Annotated in this window: 14 protein-coding genes, 1 pseudogene and 1 riboswitch; of the genes and pseudogenes, 8 read left to right on the forward strand and 7 right to left on the reverse strand. The window is 45.0% G+C overall.

Going from position 1 to position 18,850, the window contains the following annotated elements:
• Positions 1 to 139: 139 nt before the first annotated feature.
• Positions 140 to 307: riboswitch (FMN riboswitch) on the reverse strand.
• Between the two features lie 208 nt (positions 308 to 515).
• A complete protein-coding gene (gene ubiK, locus GKR48_RS07975; RefSeq protein WP_006662951.1) occupies positions 516 to 794 on the forward strand; it encodes a ubiquinone biosynthesis accessory factor UbiK in 279 nt (92 codons plus the stop codon).
• An 88-nt stretch (positions 795 to 882) separates the two neighbouring features.
• Here the strand turns inward: ubiK and hldE are convergent, their stop codons facing one another.
• The 3 genes from hldE to GKR48_RS07990 all read right to left on the reverse strand — a co-directional run bounded on the left by hldE (position 883) and on the right by GKR48_RS07990 (position 6,223).
• Positions 883 to 2,310, reverse strand: a complete 1,428-nt coding sequence (hldE, locus tag GKR48_RS07980; protein WP_036956264.1) for a bifunctional D-glycero-beta-D-manno-heptose-7-phosphate kinase/D-glycero-beta-D-manno-heptose 1-phosphate adenylyltransferase HldE — start codon at positions 2,308 to 2,310, stop codon at positions 883 to 885.
• A gap of 95 nt (positions 2,311 to 2,405) precedes the next feature.
• A complete protein-coding gene (gene glnE, locus GKR48_RS07985; RefSeq protein WP_154627690.1) occupies positions 2,406 to 5,249 on the reverse strand; it encodes a bifunctional [glutamate--ammonia ligase]-adenylyl-L-tyrosine phosphorylase/[glutamate--ammonia-ligase] adenylyltransferase in 2,844 nt (947 codons plus the stop codon).
• An 11-nt stretch (positions 5,250 to 5,260) separates the two neighbouring features.
• Positions 5,261 to 6,223, reverse strand: coding sequence for a CYTH domain-containing protein (locus tag GKR48_RS07990; protein WP_154603391.1), 963 nt, complete (start codon positions 6,221 to 6,223; stop codon positions 5,261 to 5,263).
• A 280-nt stretch (positions 6,224 to 6,503) separates the two neighbouring features.
• Here GKR48_RS07990 and GKR48_RS07995 point away from each other — a divergent pair, with 280 nt between their 5' ends.
• Together GKR48_RS07995 and GKR48_RS08000 are read left to right on the forward strand one after the other, a co-directional pair.
• Entirely contained in the window at positions 6,504 to 7,115 is a 612-nt protein-coding gene (locus tag GKR48_RS07995) for a TIGR04211 family SH3 domain-containing protein (RefSeq protein ID WP_154627691.1), read from the forward strand.
• Between the two features lie 10 nt (positions 7,116 to 7,125).
• The gene (locus tag GKR48_RS08000) at positions 7,126 to 8,361 is read left to right on the forward strand and encodes a multifunctional CCA addition/repair protein (RefSeq protein WP_154627692.1); all 1,236 of its coding nucleotides are present in this window, start codon (positions 7,126 to 7,128) and stop codon (positions 8,359 to 8,361) included.
• Between the two features lie 56 nt (positions 8,362 to 8,417).
• Here the strand turns inward: GKR48_RS08000 and folB are convergent, their stop codons facing one another.
• A complete protein-coding gene (gene folB, locus GKR48_RS08005) occupies positions 8,418 to 8,777 on the reverse strand; it encodes a bifunctional dihydroneopterin aldolase/7,8-dihydroneopterin epimerase (protein WP_154627895.1) in 360 nt (119 codons plus the stop codon).
• Between the two features lie 115 nt (positions 8,778 to 8,892).
• Here folB and plsY point away from each other — a divergent pair, with 115 nt between their 5' ends.
• Together plsY and GKR48_RS08015 are read left to right on the forward strand one after the other, a co-directional pair.
• The gene (gene plsY, locus GKR48_RS08010) at positions 8,893 to 9,546 is read left to right on the forward strand and encodes a glycerol-3-phosphate 1-O-acyltransferase PlsY (RefSeq protein ID WP_154627693.1); all 654 of its coding nucleotides are present in this window, start codon (positions 8,893 to 8,895) and stop codon (positions 9,544 to 9,546) included.
• A gap of 295 nt (positions 9,547 to 9,841) precedes the next feature.
• Positions 9,842 to 11,374 carry a methyl-accepting chemotaxis protein gene (locus GKR48_RS08015; protein ID WP_154627694.1) on the forward strand — a complete coding sequence of 511 codons (1,533 nt, stop codon included), beginning with the start codon at positions 9,842 to 9,844 and terminating at the stop codon, positions 11,372 to 11,374.
• Positions 11,375 to 11,451: 77 nt separating this feature from the next.
• Here GKR48_RS08015 and tsaD read toward each other — a convergent pair whose 3' ends face one another.
• Entirely contained in the window at positions 11,452 to 12,483 is a 1,032-nt protein-coding gene (gene tsaD, locus GKR48_RS08020; protein WP_036956254.1) for a tRNA (adenosine(37)-N6)-threonylcarbamoyltransferase complex transferase subunit TsaD, read from the reverse strand.
• Between the two features lie 373 nt (positions 12,484 to 12,856).
• On the opposite strand from tsaD, the gene rpsU reads away from it, so the two are divergent.
• From rpsU to rpoD, 3 genes and pseudogenes are all read left to right on the forward strand, one after another.
• The gene (gene rpsU, locus GKR48_RS08025) at positions 12,857 to 13,072 is read left to right on the forward strand and encodes a 30S ribosomal protein S21 (protein WP_001144069.1); all 216 of its coding nucleotides are present in this window, start codon (positions 12,857 to 12,859) and stop codon (positions 13,070 to 13,072) included.
• A 118-nt stretch (positions 13,073 to 13,190) separates the two neighbouring features.
• The gene (dnaG, locus tag GKR48_RS08030; RefSeq protein WP_154627695.1) at positions 13,191 to 14,936 is read left to right on the forward strand and encodes a DNA primase; all 1,746 of its coding nucleotides are present in this window, start codon (positions 13,191 to 13,193) and stop codon (positions 14,934 to 14,936) included.
• Between the two features lie 164 nt (positions 14,937 to 15,100).
• A pseudogene (gene rpoD / locus GKR48_RS08035) lies at positions 15,101 to 16,969 on the forward strand (RNA polymerase sigma factor RpoD); the annotation flags it as partial.
• An 82-nt stretch (positions 16,970 to 17,051) separates the two neighbouring features.
• Here rpoD and GKR48_RS08040 read toward each other — a convergent pair.
• Positions 17,052 to 18,188: an MFS transporter gene (locus tag GKR48_RS08040; RefSeq protein ID WP_442959364.1), complete on the reverse strand. Its 1,137-nt coding sequence runs from the start codon at positions 18,186 to 18,188 to the stop codon at positions 17,052 to 17,054.
• 65 nt (positions 18,189 to 18,253) lie between these two features.
• Complete coding sequence (locus GKR48_RS08045; protein WP_154627698.1) at positions 18,254 to 18,850, reverse strand: ATP-binding cassette domain-containing protein; 597 nt, start codon at positions 18,848 to 18,850, stop codon at positions 18,254 to 18,256.

Below are 18,850 nucleotides of genomic sequence, written 5' to 3' on the forward strand. Positions count from 1 at the left end.
TAATTAACAATATTTGAGTTACCAGAACCAGGGCAGTCTTAGGAGTACGAGAAATGAATAAACACCACGGTCTACTAGCCGTTTAGCTATTCAATATGTAGAACAGTGTTGTACCTAAAAGATACAAACATGCAGATACAGTGATTCTCTCCCATCCGGACTATAACCGTCGGCTCCAGATTCACACTGGATCTGCTGACCTTTCCTATCCATGACAATAATGCCAAAGATAACAAAGCGCTCGCGGGCTTCATGCGCGATGCATGTTACCGCCGGTGGGGACTTTCACCCCGCCCTGAGATTACGCAATTAATATAACTCCAATAATTCAATGGTGCAACGAGCAAACGATAAAGTGGAAACTTACTCACACTTTTCGCCAATAAAAACAAGATGAAAGGCTAGGTTTCTATAATAATGTTAGAAGGTGGTTTATTCGTAACGCCGCAGGTATTACACTACCCCACATTATTTATTTTGAAACTGACGTTATTTTGAAACTGAAGGACCCGCGAATGCTCGATCCGAAAAAAATTGAACAAGTTGCCCGCCAAATTCAAGGTGCATTACCAAAAGGCGTGCGTGACTTAGGTGAAGACTTTGATAAAAAGCTTCGTTCACTGCTGCAATCTCAGCTTGGTAAATTAGATTTAGTTAGCCGTGAAGAGTTTGATATTCAAACACAAGTTTTGCTGCGCACTCGCGAAAAACTGATGAAAATGGAGCAACGCGTTAGCGCACTTGAAGCCCGTTTTTCAGATGAAAAAGTGATTGAAGAAAAACAAGAAGATTGATTCAGTCACAAACAAAAAAGCCTAACTTCTGTACGCAGTTAAATGCAGACGAAAAGCTAGGCTTTTGCTAAAACCAATTAAAATCTAATTATTTGGTTTTCATGATATTTTTAATAATATTAGTGGTTGAAATACCATCTTCGAAATTCAGTACCATCACTTGTCCACCAGCAGCCCACACTTCCTTGCTACCAGCAATCTCATCTGGTTGATAATCCCCACCTTTTACTAAGATGTCAGGCAGAATTTCGGAGATCAAACGCTGCGGTGTATCTTCCTCGAATGGCACAACCCAATCCACAGCACCCAATGCACCCAACACAATCATACGTTGGTCTAATGGATTAACTGGGCGAGTTTCCCCTTTCAAGCGGCGAGTCGATGCATCACTGTTTACCGCAACAATCAGGCGATCACCCAATTTACGTGCATTTGCTAGATACGAAACATGTCCTGCATGCAGAATATCGAAACAACCATTGGTCATCACCACACGCTCACCACGAGCACGTGCATCGGCCACTGCTTGCTTCAGCTGGCTCTCGGTCATTACGCCGAAACCATTTTCTGCGCGACCACGGATAGCATTTTCTAATTCGATAGGGGAAACTGTTGAAGTCCCTAATTTGCCAACCACAACACCCGCTGCGGCATTTGCTAATGCACAAGCTTCATGTAATGGGCGACCTGATGCAATTGATGCCGCCAATACGCCAATGACCGTATCGCCAGCCCCTGTAACATCAAAGACTTCCTGTGCTTCAGTCGGTAAATGTAAAGGTGCTTCATTACGGCGGATCAAGCTCATTCCTTGCTCTGAGCGAGTAATCAACAGTGCGGATAACTCCAAAGATTCCAGGAGCTGCATCCCTTTTTCTTCAACATCTTTATTATCTTTGCAACGACCTACAATCGCTTCAAATTCAGACATATTTGGCGTTAATAGCGTCGCGCCACGATAACGCTCAAAATTGTTGCCTTTCGGGTCGATAAGAACAGGTACGCCCGCTTTATTCGCCAGCGCAATCATCTTTTCAACTTCGGTTAATGCACCTTTCGCATAGTCAGACAGCACCAACGCGCCAATATGAGGCAGGGCTTGCTCGATGCGCTCTAACATTGGCTGCGCATCCACATTTTCGAACCCTTCTTCAAAGTCGAGGCGGATCAGCTGCTGGTTACGGGATAAAACACGTAACTTAGTAATGGTTGGGTGTGTAGGAATGGCCACAAAGTCACAGCGTACATTCACGCCATTCAGGTTCTCGGTCAGCGCTTTTGCCGCATCATCAATCCCCGTTAACCCCACTAAGCGAGAATTTGCGCCCAGTGACGCAATGTTCATTGCCACGTTTGCCGCGCCGCCTGGACGCTCTTCCACCATGGTCACTTTAACAACCGGAACCGGCGCTTCAGGCGAAATACGATTTGTAGGTCCATGCCAGTAGCGATCTAACATGACATCACCAACAACCAAGACACCTGCTTGCTTATAATCAGGAAGGGTTACTTTCATCCCGCACTCCAGTTATGAAAAGAAAATCTACAATTAATTGCCGCCAATACTACCATATTGCACGATATCGCCTAAATAATTTGCTACCTAATCAATTACTCCAGCCATTTTCGCCAACTGGCTAACACCAGCGCTCGCTGAGTCGCAAATTGCTGGCTCTCTACGCGGCTTGGTAAAGATTGCAATGCAAGATGGTGCAATTCATTACGCATCGTCACATACGCTTGTGTTAAGCCATAAGCCTCTTCTTCTGGCATAAAATCGTACTGCGCCATTAATTCAAAGATGCGTACATTATCTGACCAGCGAGTTAAAGCCGGATTCTCTGTCGCAAAACGCAGCACTAAATATTGAGCAATAAACTCAATGTCAGTGATCCCGCCCGGATCGGCTTTTAAATCAAACTCATTTTCCTGATGGCTTCCCAAATGCCGATGCATTTTCAGGCGCATATCCCGCACCTGCTCACGAAGCACATCTGGCTCTCTCGGCAGACATAAGGTTTCATGGCGAATTTGCATGAATTTTTGCTGTAGCGAACTGTCGCCAAACACCATACGAGCGCGGATCAGCGCTTGGTGCTCCCACGTCCATGCATCATTTTTTTGGTAGTCATCGAAAGATTGGATTGTACTGACCAACATGCCCGATTCACCGGAAGGTCTTAGGCGAGCATCCACTTCGTACAATACCCCAGAAGCCGTGCGGGTGCTAAAAAGATGAATAATACGCTGTGCAACACGCAGATAAAATTGACGAGCCTCAATAGAACGATCCCCTGTTGTCACCGCATTCATCGGGCAGTCAAACAGAAAAACCAAATCCAAATCTGAGCTATAACCCAGCTCCCAGCCACCTAATTTACCATAGCCCAGTACCGCAAATCCGTACTGTTTTTCATCGAACTGAGCTAAGTGATCGGGTTCCCCATAGCGCTTGACCATCATTTGCCATGCTTGACGCACCACTGCATCAATAATCGCTTCAGCCAAATACGTTAAGTGGTCACTCACTTTCATCACAGGGAGCACCCCCGAAATATCTTCGGCGGCAATACGTAATAACTGTGCCTGTTTAAATTGGCGGAGCGCTTCTAGCAACTGCTCTTCGTCATCTTCAGGCACACGCATTAAATATTGGCGTAATTCATCGCGGTAGGCGGTGAGCGGTAATGGCTGATACAAGGACTGCGGGTCGAGTAATTCATCCAACAAAAGCGGGTGACGAGCTAACTGCTCGGCAATCATTGGCGAAGCCGCACATAAGCGAATAACGTGAGTTAGCACTTCGTCAAATTCGAGCATCAACTCTAAATAAGTTGTTCGACTAACAATGCTCAGCAATAATGGCGTGATGCGTTCAATCACTCGCTCTGCATCTTCGCGCTCACCCACTTTTGCCAACAACTTTGGCATTAACTCATCAAGAACATCGCGACCACGGGGGCCAATAGTGCGCTTATTAAGATCATGGCGGAACAGGTTAATTCCGTGGATTATTTTTTCTGCGACGAGTTCATCTTTTGACGGTAAATAACTTGCCAGCTCCTCTTTGGAAAGCTCACTCTGCCAGAGCGTAATGTACGCTTCATGGCACTCTTCCACTTTGTCTTCCTCACCATCGCTACCAATTTGCTCTGCGAAAATTTGGTGTACCGTTGCCATTTTTGCACTCAGTTGCTGATAAAAATCAGCCCAATTCGCAAATCCCATCCCCCACGCTAAACGCGCCTGATTTAAAGCATCATCGGGCAATGTCTGGGTTTGTTGGTCATCGATACTTTGCAATAAATTCTCTAACCGACGTAGGAAGATATAGCTGTCTTGCAGTTGAGTAACTTGCTGTGCTGGTAATAATGCAAGTTCTTCAATGCCTTGTAATGCAGTAAATAAAGATTGTGACTGTAACGCGGGTTCTCGTCCGCCTCGGATCAACTGAAAAACTTGGGAGATAAATTCAATTTCGCGAATACCGCCAGCGCCTAATTTGATGTTATTGACCAATCCACGACGGCGAACTTCTCGCTCAATCATATTTTTCATATTACGTAGGGATTGGATAACACTGAAATCAATATAACGACGGTAGACAAACGGGCGTAATAATTTACGCAAGGTATCCGCATAATGGATGCTGTCAGGCCCCATAATACGGGCTTTGACCATGGCATAGCGCTCCCAGTCACGCCCTTGCTCTTGGTAGTAATCTTCCAAAGCAGAAAAACTGAAGACCAATGGGCCGCTATCGCCAAATGGGCGTAAACGCATATCAACGCGATACACAAAACCGTGAATGGTGACTTGGTCAAGAACGCGGATCAGCTTCTGCCCTAGGCGCGTAAAAAATTGCGCGTTATCCAGCTCTTTACGTCCCCCTTGAGTAACTCCATTTTCGGGATAAGCAAAAATCAGGTCGATGTCAGACGAAAAATTTAATTCCCTTCCGCCCAGTTTCCCCATCCCAAGCACTAGTAGTGGCTGCGGGTTTCCAGTACGATCACACGGCGTTCCCCACAAGAGGCAATAGGTTTTGTATAGCCAGTCTCGCGCTGCAACAATCAATACCTCAGCCAGTTCGCTAAGTTGCACAATAGTATCGCGCTGGGAACATAATTCTAAGGTTTGCATCCAAGCGATACGCACTAACATATGATGACGAAAAGTGCGTAAGACCTGCATCAAATGATCTTCATCCGTCACCGATGCTAGCGCTTCTTTCAGCCATTCCCCATAGCGAGCCCATTCATCACCTACCGGGGGCAGTATTCGAATATGCTGTAAAAATCGGGAATTAGCGAGAACCTGTTTTAACGCAAAATCACTGAATGCGAGAAAATTCAGTTCAGATTCATTTAGCGGAAGCAGCTCAGAAGATTGCTCCGTAAACAGCTGAATAATACGTTGGTGTTGGTTCTGCAAAAGCTCAGAAGAAAGCGGCATAGATTCAGTACCTATTCGACATCGGTATATGTTAAGGCGGTTAACCACTGAATAAAGGCTAGTTTGCATTTTAGCCATTGGCTACTGTAACAAAAGCCTTCTGCACTGACCGTTTCATCAGTCACATCCAAACGTAATTGTTCCAGAGGGAGATCGTGAACAAAATGCGGTGCAGAGTTTTGGTAATGCACTAAGAAAGCCTGAACAAAGCGTAAAAACTCACTAAGCCCATGACGCGCATGTTCACCACCAGCTAGCCAATACTGTTCATGTTGCTGGCAAAGTTGCTGCATGTGCAACAGTGACTTTTCAATCGGTTGTTCTTCATAATCAAACACAGATTCAGGACGCACTAAAGGCACAGGCTCACTCGCCAATAATGAGTAACCTCGTGCCGCTTTACTCAGGGAGGATAAACTCAGACCATCAATATCTGCGAATTTCTTCGCTAAATTCAGTACGTCAGCTACAAAGCCTTGTTTTAGTTCCAATTCAAATTCTTGAATCGGTAAATCTTTCGCACCCGCGGAGACTTCCCCTTGGTCGAAAACAATTTCAATTTCACTATCTTCGAATTTCACCAACCATGTTTCACGAGTGAAATTAGTGCTAAACAAAACTTCCAACTCATCCTCTAGTTGCGCGATATCCGTTCCTTCAGGCCAGATTTCTGCTGGAAATGCCGCAAGATTGATTTCAGGGGAATCAATTTCCACGTTGAACTCTGGGCGCTGGTGTAATCCGCTAATCACTTGCCCAGCCGTTTTCATCGTCATCTCATAACGACCATCACAACCCCGAATACGCAACCCCATATCCCATTGGCGTAGTTGTCTTTGTGCCGTATCAAAATAGATATTAGTCAGCTTGCGAGGCGCAGAATGTTGTGGTGAAAGCGTCGAAATACACTGACGAACAGCATCAATAGCAGAACTCTGAGCCGCTAACTTGAGTTCAACTTCTATGTGGTTCATACATTTCCTTATTTAATAATTTTACTGCATCCATATTACCCCAATCCCTGAAAGCAGAGAAAAGAAACCGCACGGAAACCAAAAATTCTACAAATATAAATTCCCTTAGAGGGTTGTTTCAATAACATGCTTAAAAATTGTATTATCCAGTGACTTAGGAAGGTTCTCATTCTCATTCAACATTTACACAACTCTATGCTTTAACGTTTGCACCAATAGGCTTTACTTATTAGTATTTAATTAATACGACACTCATTCACCGTGAAAAGATAAAAACACTATGCGAAAAATTCCACTTTTACTTGTTTCAATCATGGGGTTAGGCCTTTCAATCACAGCAAACGCTGAAACACGCTACGTTTCTGAAGATTTATCGACTTATGTCCGTAGTGGCCCAGGCACCAACTACCGCATTGTTGGCTCGCTAAACGCAGGTGAATCCGTTGAACTGATTTCAGTGGATAATAAATTTGCTCAAATTAAAGATGGCAAAGGCCGCACCGTTTGGATACCAACGGATCAGCTTAGCGACATCCCAAGTATGAAAAGCCGAATTCCGCAGTTAGAAGCTGAAAATCAAAAGCTTCGTCAACAGTTAGATAACATTGACAATACTTGGAATACCCGCACCGCAGACATGCAGCAAAAAGTGGCTGATAATGATAGTGAAGTGCGTCAGCTCAAAGCAGAAAATGAAAAACTGAAAAACGAACTCATCAAAGCGGGTAAAAAGTTAGACATTGCTGAAGTGAATCTGGATGATCGTCGCCGTGAGTTAATTTTACAGTGGTTTATGTACGGTGGTGGCGTGGCGGGTGCAGGCTTAATTTTAGGGCTACTTCTGCCTCACATTATTCCACGCCGTAAAAAACGTAATGATGGTTGGATGTAAGAGAGCCTAAATGAAAGTCTATCTCGTCGGTGGAGCGGTACGTGACAAATTACTTGGATTACCTATCTCAGATAGAGATTATGTGGTGGTGGGTACCACGCCAGAGGCGATGCTAGCCCAAGGCTTTCAACAGGTAGGCAAAGATTTTCCTGTCTTTTTGCATCCAAAGACTCATGAAGAATATGCCCTTGCCAGAACGGAACGAAAAATCGGTTCTGGCTACACAGGGTTTAGCTGTTATAGCGCGCCAGACGTCACTATCGAAGATGATTTACTGCGCCGAGATTTAACCATCAACGCTATCGCTCAAAGCGATACAGGGGAATTGGTCGACCCCCATCATGGTGTGCGTGATCTCAAAAATCGCGTTCTGCGCCATGTCTCTGATGCTTTTTTGGAAGACCCATTGCGCGTATTGCGTGTGGCACGTTTTGCCGCTCGCTATTATGTTCAAGGCTTTCGAGTTGCCCCAGAAACCATGGCGTTGATGCAGTCCATGTCGGAATCGGGAGAGCTATCCCATCTCACTCCAGAGCGCGTCTGGACAGAAACGCACAAAGCGCTAATGTCCAATTCACCGCAAGTTTACTTTGAAGTTTTACGTGAATGCGGCGCACTTGCCGTTCTATTTCCTGAAATTGATAACCTATTCGGCGTACCAGCCCCTGAAAAATGGCATCCGGAAGTGGACACAGGGATCCATATTTTGATGGTAATGCGCGTGGTGGCAACATTATCGAAAGATATTGATGTGCGCTTTGCTGCGTTATGCCATGACCTAGGTAAAGGACTTACGCCTAAAGCGGTCTGGCCGAGTCATCCGCAGCATGGAGAAGCAGGGATCCCCCTGATCATCGACATGTGTGAGCGGTATAAGATCCCAACCAGCACTAAAGACCTCGCCTGCCTTGCTGCAAAATATCACGATATGATCCATGTGATTAACAAGCTCAGCGCTGCCGATATTGTGGGGATCTTTGATGGATTAGATAGCTGGCGTAAACCTGAGCGTATTTCTCAGCTTAGTTTAGTGAGTGAGGCTGATGCCAGAGGTCGCGGAGGGTTAGAAAACCAAGCTTATCCTCAAGGGATATTTTTACGTCAATCCTATGAGATAGCCAAAGCGGTCGCGGTGAAATCGATTATTGAGCAGGGTTTCCAAGGCGCACAAATCCGAGAGGAACTGACTAAGCAGCGTATTCAAGCAGTTGAAGAGTGGCTAAAAATACAAAGAGTAATGATTTAAAATAACTGAAAATATTGGCGGTACTTCAACCGCCAACATCCACGCAACAATCCCCACTAACTGGTTTTTGTACCACGTTCAATCAATACGCCCATATTGGCAGCACGAGCAACAGCCCCTGGCTTAGACACTCGAATACGTACCCAAGGTGTGAAAAATTCATTCATCAGCAGTTGAGCAACCTCTTCTGCAACTCTTTCAACTAACCCAAATTTATTCTGTTCTAAATAGCTAACAACACGTTCGCTAACTTCAGCGTAATTCAAACATAATTCAACATTATCGCTCATCGCGGCCTGTTTATTGTCCCATCCCATTTCGATATCGAGCAAAAGTTTTTGTTCAATATCTTGCTCCCAGTCATATACACCAATGGTGGTGATGACTGATAATTGTTCAATAAATACGATATCCATCACGTCATTTTCTCGTTTATGTGCTGAATTGATACCACTTCAGGAAAAATATGCGTATTATCCAAGACTGAAGTGAATTACATATAAATAGCTTAAACCGTTTTTGGAGTTAGTTATGAGTGCTATCGCGCTTGGCATGATAATCTTCGCCTATCTTTGCGGATCAATATCGAGTGCTATTTTGATCTGCCGTCTGGCAAGATTACCCGACCCTCGTCAACACGGCTCTGGTAACCCCGGTGCAACTAACGTCTTACGCGTCGGTGGCAAAGCTGCCGCTGCCTCAGTACTGGTCTGTGACGTACTGAAAGGGATGATCCCTGTATGGCTTGCTTATTATTTAAATGTGCAACCATTCTATCTTGGCTTGGTCGCGATTGCAGCCTGCCTTGGACATATTTATCCGGTTTTCTTTCACTTTAAAGGTGGAAAAGGCGTTGCTACCGCATTTGGATCCATCGCGGCAATCGGTTGGGATCTTTCAGGTTTGGTGGCAGGCACTTGGCTGCTCACCGTATTGCTCAGTGGCTACTCATCCCTTGGGGCGATTGTCAGTGCTCTAATGGCGCCATTTTATGTGTGGTGGTTTAAACCAGAATTCACGTTCCCTGTAGCCATGCTCTCGTGCTTAGTGTTAGTCCGTCATCATGCAAATATCCAACGCTTATGGCGTGGGCAAGAGAGCCGGATTTGGCAAAAACTGAAAAACAAAAAACAAAAGACCGCCAAAGAGATTGCTCAAGAACAACGTGACGATCATGATGAATAATCACTAAACATGAGCTATAAAAATCACCAACAATAAGGGCTAATTTTTAGCCTTTTTTGTTGTGACTAACCCGCCTTTTACATTCAGCCAAAACCCACTCTATTATCAAAAATTCCCCCTATTTTTTACTTCGCTCACTCACAAAATCTCACTTATTTTTGTACGTATTTACACCTACGTATAACTTAGCGCACACTTTTAAAAAATAGTTAAAAGATTGCAAATTTATTACTAATGAATAATTAAAAACTGTCGACTATATAAAGGAAAACTTAACTATAAAAGTGAATATAAAATGAGCAGAACTCCTTATGTAACCCAAAATGAGCATATCTTAGATGAAGATATCACCTTGATGACCACAAGCGACCTTCAAGGGAATATTATTCACGCTAATGATTTTTTTGTGCAAGTCAGCGGGTATGACCTCGATGAATTAATGGGGCAACCACACCGTATTATTCGTCATCCAGATATGCCTAAAGCCGCCTTTGCGGATATGTGGCGTACCTTAAAAATGGGAGAGCCTTGGACTGGGATCGTCAAAAATCGCCGTAAAAATGGCGACCATTACTGGGTTCGCGCTAATATCATCCCTATGCAGCGAAAAGGTGTCATCACCGGTTATATGTCCATTCGTCTACGCGCGACCCGAGAGGAAATCGCCGCGGTTGAGCCGCTGTATAAAACTCTAGTCGAAAATCGTAGCAATCGCCGAATTTATAAGGGGATCGTGCTGCCAAAACGCCGCCGATTCTCACTTTCAACCCTATCTGTTCGCTGGCGTTGCCGTTTAATTTCCAGCAGCTTATTTGTTCTGTGGATGGCGATGGCGGGTTTATCGGGTCTATCCGGCAATGCACTACTACTGACCAGCTTATTCACCTTAATAACCCTGCTACTCGGTAATGTGATGTTAGAACGTAGTTTTGCGAAGCCGCTCGAAAATATTATGTCTCAGGCATTAAGCGTAGCGCGAGGTAACCGTAATAGCATTGATCACATGAACCGCGTTGATGAAATTGGGCAGATACTGCGCTCCATTGGCCAGCTAGGCTTAGTGTGTCGCTGGCTGATTAACGATGTCTCTGAGCAAGTAGATAACGTCCGTAAAGGAAGCCAATCGTTAGTGAGCGATTGTGGTGAACTCGATAGTCATACACAGCGTACCGTAGGCTATATGCAGCAAACCGCCGCTACCATGAATCAAATGGCGGTCTCCGTTAAGATGAATGCGGACAACACGCATAAAGCCGATGTGCTATCGAACGAAACCAGTGAAACGGCCGTTAATGGGGGAGAAATGATGGATGCGGTCGTCACCACCATGGATGAAATCGTCCATAGCACCAGTAAAATTAACTCCATCACCGATGTGATTAAAGATATTGCATTCCAAACCAATATTTTGGCACTGAATGCTGCCGTGGAAGCCGCTAGAGCCGGTGAGCAAGGTAAAGGCTTTGCGGTCGTCGCCAATGAAGTTCGTAGCTTAGCGAGCCGCAGTGCCAGTGCAGTGAACGATATTCGCGAACTTATCAATAACTGTGAGAAGAAAGTGAGCTCCGGTAAAGACCAAGTCTACGCGGCGGGGAACACAATGAAAGAGATTGTGGATCAAGTGCAAAACGTAACACAGCTAATTACCCATATTAGCCATGCTACAACGGAGCAAGCCTCTGGGATCTCTGATATCACACAAGCCGTCAGTGAACTGGAATCCATCACTCAACAAAGCAGCTTACTCGTTGAGCAGAGCACCGAGACCGCAAATCACGTTAAAGATCGTTCCATTCGTTTAGAAGATGCAGTGACTATCTTGCACTAAAAACATTTTACATTAAAAAATAGAGGGCTAACGTAATACGCTAGCCCTCACTTTAATTATGTTCAAAACATAATTAATTATTTAACAGCGCCTTCATCTAACGGTGGCAACTCTGCAAGCGGCCAGCGAGGACGAACGGTCACGCCTAAATCTGCATTTGCACCGCCTTTTAAGCGAATTAAGCCCGCGAGAGCAATCATTGCACCATTGTCGGTACAAAACTCAGGGCGTGCATAAAATGCTTCGCCGCCACGCTGTTTCAAAACTTCTTCCATTTTGGCGCGTAAAGTACGGTTAGCACTCACACCACCGGCCATCACTAAGCGTTTAAAGCCAGTTTGCTCAAGCGCGCGCTTACATTTTATCGCGAGCGTATCCACAACTGCATCTTCAAAAGCACGAGCGATATCAGCGCGAGTTTGAGGATCATCAGGATTATCGCGGATCGTATTTGCCGCAAACGTCTTCAAGCCGGAAAAACTGAAATCCAGCCCCGGACGGTCAGTCATCGGGCGAGGGAAAACAAAACGCCCTGCAACGCCTTGCTGCGCCATGCGTGATAACACAGGCCCCCCCGGATAGTCTAAACCGAGTAATTTCGCCGTTTTATCGAATGCTTCGCCTGCTGCATCATCGATGGATTCACCGAGAAGTTCATATTCACCAATGCCCGTCACGCTAATTAGCTGGGTATGACCACCAGACACTAGCAATGCCACAAATGGGAACTCTGGGCTTTTTTCTTCCAGCATAGGAGCGAGCAAATGCCCTTCCATGTGATGCACAGCAACCGCAGGTACATCCCACGCAAACGCCAGCGCACGACCCACCGTCGCTCCCACCATCAATGCACCCACTAAACCGGGACCTGCGGTGTACGCAACGGCATCGATATCTTCGCGGGTTAAATTGGCTTCTTTGAGTGCCGCTTGAATCAGCGGTACTGTTTTGCGGATATGATCACGAGAGGCTAATTCGGGTACGACACCGCCGTAATCAGCATGAACTTTAATTTGGCTGTATAACTGGTTCGCAAGTAGACCCAGTTTATCATCATAGATTGCGATTCCAGTTTCATCGCAAGATGTTTCGATACCTAAAACACGCATTGCACTACCCTTGTTTGTTGCATGAGGGCAAGTCTATCACTAAATTTGCACCATCGCGCCTAAATTTGCGTCATTGCGTAATAAAAAGTCATGAAATCCCACAATTAATCCCAGCAAAAGGCTGACTTTCCAAGTTGTATAGTCTATAATCAGACCCCTGTAATAAAAATTTCGTGTGGCAAATTCTCATTATTATCTGGTTTTTCTCACTTTATTGATTAAAGCTGAGGCAAAACAGGTGATCTTGCGTGATTCAATTTTATACGGCACTTTACAAACCCGTACTCATTGAAGTAAAATTCCGCACCATTTTAAATGACGGCTGGTGAACAAAAACCAGCAACAAACCGATTTCTATTGAGGTGAGAGGCACATGCCGGTAATTAAAGTACGTGAAAACGAGCCATTCGACGTAGCACTGCGTCGTTTCAAACGTTCTTGTGAAAAAGCAGGAGTTTTAGCAGAAGTTCGTCGTCGTGAATTCTATGAAAAACCAACGACTGAACGTAAACGCGCTAAAGCATCAGCTGTAAAGCGTCACGCTAAAAAACTGGCTCGCGAAAACGCACGCCGTACTCGTCTGTACTAATTGATTGCGATTTTAATCGCAGCCAATACAGACAAGTAAGTAGTTAGCAGTTAAAGGCCGTGCTTTCCTAACGGAAGCGCGGCTTATTATCGTTCATCAACAGGCGAAAAAGAGGCTTATGGCTGGACGAATTCCGCGTTCATTTATCAATGACTTACTCGCTCGAACCGATATCATTGATTTAGTCGATGCAAAAGTCCCGTTAAAAAAACAGGGTAAGAACCATCACGCTTGCTGTCCTTTTCATAACGAAAAAACACCATCATTTACTGTCAATGGTGAGAGACAATTTTACTATTGTTTCGGTTGTGGTGCCCATGGTAACGCCATCGATTTTCTGATGAATTACGACAAATTAGATTTTGTCGAAGCAATAGAAGAGTTATCCGCATTACACGGTCTGGATGTTCCTTACGAAAAAGGAACCGGAACCAGCCAAATTGAACTCCATCAGCGTCAAAATTTGTACCAATTGATGGAAAAAATAAATCAGTTTTACTGCGCTGCCTTAAATCATCCATCGGCCAATAAAGCCAAAGATTATTTAAGCCAACGTGGTTTAAGTGCAGATATTATCTCGCATTTTTCGATTGGTTTTGCGCCCGCAGGCTGGGACAACCTTTTAAAGAAATTTGCAGTGAATCCAGAAAGCCGTCAGCAACTTGATGAAGCGGGTATGCTGGTCACTAATGATAATGGTCGCGTATATGATCGCTTTAGAGAGCGAATCATGTTCCCTATTCGGGATCGTCGCGGTCGCGTAATTGCATTTGGTGGACGGGTGTTAGGCGATGCATTGCCAAAATATTTAAACTCCCCAGAAACCGATATATTCCATAAAGGACGCCAACTTTTTGGCCTTTATGAAGCCACGCAAAATAGTAGTGAGCTTGCAAAATTACTTGTTGTTGAAGGCTATATGGACGTTGTAGCACTCGCACAGTATGACATCCGCTATGCGGTTGCATCACTTGGCACCTCTACAACCTCTGAGCATATTCAATTGCTCTATCGTTCAACAGATACCGTAATTTGCTGTTATGACGGAGATAGAGCAGGAAGAGATGCCGCTTGGCGTGCACTTGAAAACGCCCTTCCCTATCTAACCGATGGTCGCCAACTCCGTTTTATGTTTTTACCTGATGGCGAAGACCCAGATTCATTGGTACGCAAAGAAGGAAAAGACGCCTTTGAGCAACGCATGGAAAATGCGCAAAGTCTTTCCACCTTTTTGTTTGACTCTTTAGTTCCCCAAGTGGACTTAAAAACCCAAGAGGGTCGAGCAAAAATTAGTAAACTTGCTATCCCATTGATAAAACAGATTCCGGGTGAAACTCTGCGCCTCTATATGGCACAAGAGCTAGGAAATTTCATTGGTATACCGGATATTTCCCAAGTTCTTGCTATGATTGATAGAGAGAGTACTGAGCCAGTTAACTATCAGGCACCCAAACTGAAACCAACAACAATGCGTATACTTATCGCGTTGTTGGTGCAAAATCCGAACTTTTCGGAGCTTGTTCCCTCGCTAGAGGGAATTGCCCATATCCAAATGCCGGGGCTTTCTCTATTTCAGGAATTGGTTGAAGTTTGCCGTTCCACCCCCGGAATGACCACTGGGCAGTTGCTAGAACGTTATCGCGATAATAATTTCGCGAAACAACTTGAAAAACTCGCAACATGGAACGATATAGAAATAGAGGAAATAGCGGAAAATACCTTTATAGATGCTCTAAATCATCTATTTAATAGCGCCCTCGATGAGCGTTTCGACTATCTGATAGCGAAAGAACGAACACAAAGGCTGACACCTGAAGAGCGCGAAGAAGTCCGTCTAATCACTCTTTCACGAGTGAAAACGTAAAGCATCCAAAAAATAGTATACAGAACGGCTTAAGTGCCGCAAATAACAAGGCAAATGCCTGTAAATGCTACGAAATATAAAGGGCGTAGCGCGTAGTCAAATGTCCCTTTAAATGTTCTTGTTGGCCGTTAGTTTCGCCGACCGACACCAATTTAAATACTCAGAAGTGTGGATACCGTCTTATGGAGCAAAACCCGCAGTCACAGCTTAAGCTACTCGTCACCAAGGGTAAAGAGCAAGGTTATTTAACCTATGCTGAGGTAAACGACCATCTGCCGGAAGATATCGTCGATTCGGATCAGATTGAAGATATCATCCAGATGATTAATGACATGGGCATCCAGGTCATGGAAGAAGCACCTGATGCCGATGATTTAATTTTGGCTGAAAATACTTCCGACACGGATGAAGATGCGGCTGAAGCTGCAGCTCAAGTATTGTCCAGTGTTGAAAGTGAAATCGGCCGTACCACTGACCCAGTGCGCATGTATATGCGTGAAATGGGGACTGTCGAACTTCTTACCCGTGAAGGTGAGATCGACATAGCAAAACGTATCGAAGATGGTATTAATCAGGTTCAGTGCTCTGTTGCTGAATATCCTGAGGCTATCACCTACTTACTTGAACAGTATGACCGCGTCGAAGCTGGCGAAAGCCGCTTATCTGATCTCATCACTGGGTTCGTTGACCCAAATGCGGAAGAAGATTTAGCCCCTACAGCAACCCACGTAGGTTCTGAACTTCCACAAGAAGAGTTAGATAAAGACGACGAAGACGAAGAAGATGAAGACGGCGATGACAGCGATAGCGATGACGATAACAGCATCGATCCTGAGTTAGCGCGTCAGAAATTCTCTGATCTTCGCGAACAATATGAAAAAACTCGCACCCATATTAAACAATATGGTCGTAGCGATGCGAAAACTGCGGCAGCTATCGAGCAATTATCCGAAGTTTTCAAAGAGTTCCGTTTAGTACCTAAGCAGTTTGACTATCTGGTCAACAACATGCGTGAAATGATGGACAGAGTTCGTTTGCAAGAACGTACCATCATGAAGCTGTGTGTTGAACAGTGCAAAATGCCTAAGAAGAACTTCATCACCTTATTCAGTGGCAATGAAACCAGCGAAACTTGGTTAACCGCAGCAAAAGCGATGAACAAGCCGTGGTCTGAAAAACTGCTGGAAGTGGAAGAAGAAGTTTTGCGTTGTCTGCAAAGACTGCGTCAAATCGAAGAAGAAACTGGCCTGACAATCGAACAGGTTAAAGACATCAACCGTCGTATGTCTATCGGTGAAGCTAAGGCTCGTCGTGCGAAGAAAGAGATGGTTGAAGCAAACTTACGTCTGGTTATTTCTATCGCGAAGAAATATACCAACCGTGGTCTGCAGTTCCTTGATTTGATTCAAGAAGGTAACATCGGTCTGATGAAAGCGGTTGATAAGTTTGAATACCGTCGTGGTTATAAGTTCTCAACTTATGCAACATGGTGGATCCGTCAGGCTATTACCCGTTCTATCGCTGACCAAGCACGTACAATCCGTATTCCGGTTCACATGATTGAGACCATCAACAAACTGAACCGTATCTCTCGTCAAATGCTGCAAGAGATGGGCCGTGAGCCATCGCCAGAAGAACTGGCAGAACGCATGCTAATGCCGGAAGATAAAATCCGTAAAGTACTGAAGATTGCGAAAGAGCCAATCTCCATGGAAACGCCAATTGGTGATGATGAAGATTCACATTTAGGCGATTTCATTGAAGATACCACATTAGAGTTACCATTAGATTCTGCAACGTCAGAAAGCTTACGTTCGGCAACTCATGAGGTTCTGGCTGGCTTAACCGCACGTGAAGCGAAAGTCCTGCGTATGCGTTTCGGTATCGACATGAACACTGACCACACCTTAGAGGAAGTGGGCAAACAGTTTGATGTTACCCGTGAGCGTATCCGTCAGATTGAAGCGAAAGCGCTGCGTAAATTACGTCACCCAAGCCGCTCAGAAGTTCTGCGCAGCTTCTTAGACGAATAAGCCGTAAACGTCTTCAAATCTACAAAATCAAACACCTGCTTCGGCAGGTGTTTTTTTATCGGTCACTCACTCTCAATTTTTGCTAGCGTTTAAACATTAACGCTAATGAAAGCAAAATGGCTAATGCTCCACCAAACATCGCTAAATTAAAACCCGAAACAAAGGCTGAGCGGGTTGCTTGCTCAATTATCGTCGACGAAAAAACCCCATGATGATTCACTAATTCGACAATCTGCTCATCAGAAAGATGTAAATTAACCTTTTGATTACTCAGCAATAAATCAACGGCTCGATGGATCATTAGCGTACCCAGTAAGGCGATCCCCAGAGTCATACCTGTTTGTCTCAATGCGTTCATCACCGCAGATGCCATCCCTGAATAGGCTTTTTCTACACTCGACATCACCAATGCGCCTATTGCCGGTGTTGCCATTCCCATGCCCGCCCCCAAAATAAATAACGTGGCCGCAATAGGGAAATAGTCGGTATCAGCATTAACTCGTGTTAAAAGCATGGACGACAGAGCTATCAGCAGAAAACCAATAATCATAATATTACGGACACTGTATCGCCGAGAAAGCAGACCGAAACCGAATGAAAACAATGCCATTGCGATAAATTCTGGCGCCATCCGTAAGCCTGCTTCAAACGCCCCCCAATCTTGCCCTTTCTGTAAGAACAGCGCGATAAAAAACACATTACTGTAGGTAGCAAACCCGAGGGCAAATGATGCCATATTGTATTGAAAAAAATCAGGATTTTTCTTGAATAGATACAACGGTAATAAGGGGCGAGCCACCTTCAGCTCTACGGCAACAAAACTCAATAATGCCACAGCGCCAAGCGCTAAACTTCCCAGAGTCCATGGGCTATCCCAACCGAGATCCCCGGCTTCAATTAACCCATAAGTGATCCCACCAAGAGCAACAATACTCAACAACTGACCAACCGGATCTAATGCCGCCTTATCTGGATCGGCACTTTCCGTGATCCCGAGTCCACCCAATACCAAAGTCAACAAGCCAATCGGAATATTGATGATAAAAATGGTTGTCCAATCAAAGGTATCCACCAAAAAGCCGCCTAAAATAGGGCCAATAATCAGTGATAACGCACTAACTGCTGACCAGATACCAATCACTTTAATTCGCTCGATATCATTACTAAATGCTTGAGTAATAATGGATAACGCCCCAGGGATCAGCGCCGCGGCGGCAATGCCTTGAACAGCTCTTCCAACTTGTTTCTAGAGAAATCCAATCAATATCGAGACCACTAATACCGCTATTGTGGATCCACCGTCCACACCTTGGTACACACTTTTTCCAGCAGCGCTTTATTGTGGCTAAAAATAATCATCGCGAGGGGGCGTTGCTGTGAAATACGGATCAAATGCTGCCACACTTCCTTTTGAAGATGGGCATCTAATTGAGCCGTGATTTCATCGGCGATCAACACTTTAGTACGAGGATCGAGAGCACGAAGTAAAGCTACCCGTGCTAGTTCTCCGCCCGATAACTCGCTGGGGCGCCGCTCTAACCATTGCGGTTTAATAGAAAGGTAATCTAACCATTGGGCATCCGGTTCCCACGCATCACGAACACTGGAACCTACGGTACGATAAGGATTAAAGCTTTTTTCTGGGTGCTGCGGGACTAGCTGAATAGGGCAATAACCGCGATGAGGAACAGGTTCACCATTCAATAAAACTTGCCCATCAGTGGGCTTTTGCCACTGACCGAGTACACGTCCCAGCGTCGTTTTCCCAAATCCACTGGGAGCGGAAATGCCAAGCCGTTCATTATCTGCCAATGACAAATTCAGGTTATCCCACAGTGCCCTACCCGCTTGCTCAATACGCAGATTTTGAATCTCTAGCAT

The organism is Providencia sp. wls1943, assembly GCF_009706275.1.
GTDB lineage: Bacteria > Pseudomonadota > Gammaproteobacteria > Enterobacterales > Enterobacteriaceae > Providencia > Providencia zhijiangensis.